This window comes from Streptomyces solincola (assembly GCF_002982015.1).
Lineage (GTDB): Bacteria > Actinomycetota > Actinomycetes > Streptomycetales > Streptomycetaceae > Streptomyces > Streptomyces solincola.
In genome coordinates, this window is record NZ_PVLV01000185.1 from 1 (window position 1) to 3,218 (window position 3,218).

The window sequence follows — 3,218 nt, forward strand, 5'->3', positions numbered from 1 at the left end:
CCGCCGGCGCCCGCCCCACCCCGCACCCGTACGCCTAGCGGCACGCGCGTACGCACTTCGGCGCGGGCACCGGCGGCCGGCGCCCACCGGACGTCCACCGCATTCCCGCAGCCGGGGCACCCCGCCCCGTACAGGAGCGTTTCCGCATGCCCAGTGAGTTCTTCCTGCCCGACGCCGAGGGGCCCGTCCCCAGCGCCGCGGGCTACTTCGGCGCCTTCGGCGGCGCCTTCATCCCCGAGGCGCTGGTCGCCGCGGTGGACGAGGTCGCCGTCGAGTACGACAAGGCCAAGTCCGACCCCGCGTTCGCGGCCGAGCTGGACGACCTGCTCGTCCACTACACCGGCCGCCCCAGCGCCCTGACCGAGGTGCCGCGGTTCGCCGAGCACGCCGGCGGCGCACGGGTGTTCCTCAAGCGCGAGGACCTCAACCACACCGGCTCCCACAAGATCAACAACGTCCTCGGCCAGGCCCTGCTCACCAAGCGGATGGGCAAGACCCGGGTCATCGCCGAGACCGGCGCCGGCCAGCACGGCGTCGCCACCGCCACCGCCTGCGCGCTGTTCGGCCTGGACTGCACCATCTACATGGGCGAGATCGACACCCAGCGCCAAGCGCTGAACGTCGCCCGGATGCGGATGCTCGGCGCCGAGGTCATCCCGGTGAAGTCCGGCAGCCGCACCCTGAAGGACGCCATCAACGAGGCGTTCCGCGACTGGGTCGCCAACGTCGACCGCACCCACTACCTCTTCGGCACCGTCGCGGGCCCGCACCCCTTCCCGGCCATGGTCCGCGACTTCCACCGGGTCATCGGCGTGGAGGCCCGCCGGCAGACCCTGGAGCGTGCCGGGCGGCTCCCGGACGCCGTGGTCGCCTGCGTCGGCGGCGGCTCCAACGCCATCGGTCTGTTCCACGCCTTCATCCCGGACGCCGGCGTCCGGCTGGTCGGCTGCGAACCCGCCGGGCACGGTGTGGAGACCGGCGAGCACGCCGCCACCCTCACCGCCGGCGAGCCCGGCATCCTGCACGGCTCCCGCTCCTACGTCCTCCAGGACGACGAGGGCCAGATCACCGAGCCGTACTCCATCTCGGCCGGCCTGGACTACCCGGGCATCGGCCCCGAGCACGCCTACCTCAAGGACTCCGGGCGCGCCGAGTACCGGGCCGTCACCGACGACGCCGCCATGCAGGCGCTGCGGCTGCTCTCCCGCACCGAGGGCGTCATCCCGGCCATCGAGTCCGCGCACGCCCTGGCCGGCGCCCTGGAGCTGGGCCGCGAACTGGGCCCCGACGGCCTGATCGTGGTCAACCTCTCCGGCCGCGGCGACAAGGACATGGACACCGCCGCCCGCTATTTCGGGCTGTACGACGACGAGGCCGGCACGCCGGTCACCGACGCCCCGGTGGAGGCCGACGCCTCCGCCGGATCCGGCGCCGCCGAGATCCAGCGCGACACCGCCGACCAGCGGGGACCGGGGGAGAGCAAGTGAGCGGGAACATCCAGTTGCTGTCCGGCACCCTCGCCGCCGCCAAGGCCGAGGACCGGGCCGCGCTCATCGCCTACCTCCCGGCCGGCTTCCCGACCGTGGACGGCGGCATCGAGGCGATCAAGGCCGTCCTGGACGGCGGCGCCGACATCGTGGAGGTCGGCCTCCCGCACAGCGACCCGGTGCTCGACGGCCCGGTCATCCAGACCGCCGACGACATCGCGCTGCGCGGCGGCGTGCGGATCGCCGACGTGCTGCGCACCGTCCGCGAGGCGCACCAGGCCACGGGCAAGCCGGTCCTGGTCATGACCTACTGGAACCCGATCGACCGCTACGGCGTGGAGCGCTTCACCGCCGAGCTGGCCGAGGCCGGCGGCGCCGGGTGCATCCTGCCCGACCTGCCGGTGCAGGAGTCCGCGCTGTGGCGCGAGCACGCCGACAAGCACGGTCTGGCCACCGTCTTCGTCGTCGCCCCCAGCAGCAAGGACGCCCGGCTCGCCGCCATCACCGAGGCCGGCTCCGGCTTCGTCTACGCGGCCTCGCTGATGGGCGTGACCGGGACGCGCGCCTCCGTCGGCGCCCAGGCGGCCGACCTGGTACGCCGTACCCGGGCCACCACCGAACTGCCGGTCTGCGTCGGCCTCGGCGTCTCCGACGCGGCCCAGGCCGCCGAGGTGGCCGCCTTCTCCGACGGGGTGATCGTCGGCTCGGCCTTCGTCAAGCGGCTGCTGGACGCCGAGGACGAGGCGGCGGGCCTGGCGGCCGTCCGGGAGCTGGCCGCCGACCTGGCCCGGGGCGTGCGGCGCGGCGCGTAACCGCGAGAGGTAAACCCCGCAGGGCTCGTCACCCGAAGGGATGGAAGTGGACCGGGGAGGCACGCGGGTGCCTCCCCGGTTCGTTTGCCGGGCGTGAGCGAGAAGAACAACGCAGGGAAGCGGAGTGCGCGCGAGCGCCTCCAGGCAGAACGCCAGCGCGAGCGGGCCCGCGACCGGCGCCGGCGCACTCTGATCGTGTCGGCGGCCGTCGTCGGCGTGCTCGGGCTGGCCGCCGTCGCCGGACTGATCGCCGCCAACACCGGCGGCTCCAGCGACGGCTCCGGCTCCGGAGCGGTCGCCGTGCCGTCCGGCGCGGCCGGCGGCGAGCAGCCGTCCGTCACCGTCGGCGCGACCGACGCCCCCTCCACGCTCACGATCTGGGAGGACTTCCGCTGCCCGGCCTGCGCCCAGTTCGAGAACGCCTTCCGGGACACGATCCACGAGCTGACCGAGTCCGGTCAGCTCAAGGCCGAGTACCACCTGGCCACGATCATCGACGGCAACATGGGCGGCAGCGGCTCGCTCAACGCCGCCAACGCCGCCGCCTGCGCCCAGGACGGCGGGAGCTTCACCGCGTATCACGACGTGCTGTACCAGAACCAGCCGCCGGAGCCCGACGACGCCTTCGCGAGCGACGACAAGCTGTTCGAGCTGGCGGCCAAGGTGCCCGGCCTGGACACCCCGGCCTTCCGCTCCTGCGTCGCCGACGGCACGCACGACGGCTGGGTCAGCAAGTCGAACGAGGCCTTCCGCGGCGGCGACTTCCGCGGCACGCCCACCGTGCTGCTCAACGGCGAGTCGGTCTTCCCCAGCAAGGGCGGCGAGCAGATCTCCCCGGAGAACCTGAAGAAGTGGGTCGCCGAGGCCAACAAGGGCAAGCGCCCGGGCACCTTGGCCGCCAGCTCGAACAGCTTGTCGT

The 3,218-nt window shown here is 73.6% G+C and carries 3 protein-coding genes; all 3 read left to right on the top strand.

The annotated features are described in order from the left end of the window. The first annotated feature begins 146 nt into the window (after positions 1-146). Complete coding sequence (trpB, locus tag C6N75_RS13520) at positions 147-1,487, top strand: tryptophan synthase subunit beta (RefSeq protein WP_105869128.1); 1,341 nt, start codon at positions 147-149, stop codon at positions 1,485-1,487. Beyond that, positions 1,484-2,299 (top strand): tryptophan synthase subunit alpha, encoded by an 816-nt coding sequence (trpA, locus tag C6N75_RS13525; RefSeq protein ID WP_105869129.1) that lies wholly within the window; start codon positions 1,484-1,486, stop codon positions 2,297-2,299. The genes trpB and trpA overlap by 4 nt, the downstream gene beginning before the upstream one ends. 93 nt (positions 2,300-2,392) lie before the next feature. After that, positions 2,393-3,218: DsbA family protein (locus C6N75_RS13530; RefSeq protein ID WP_105869130.1), on the top strand; the 826-nt coding region annotated here is incomplete at its 3' end.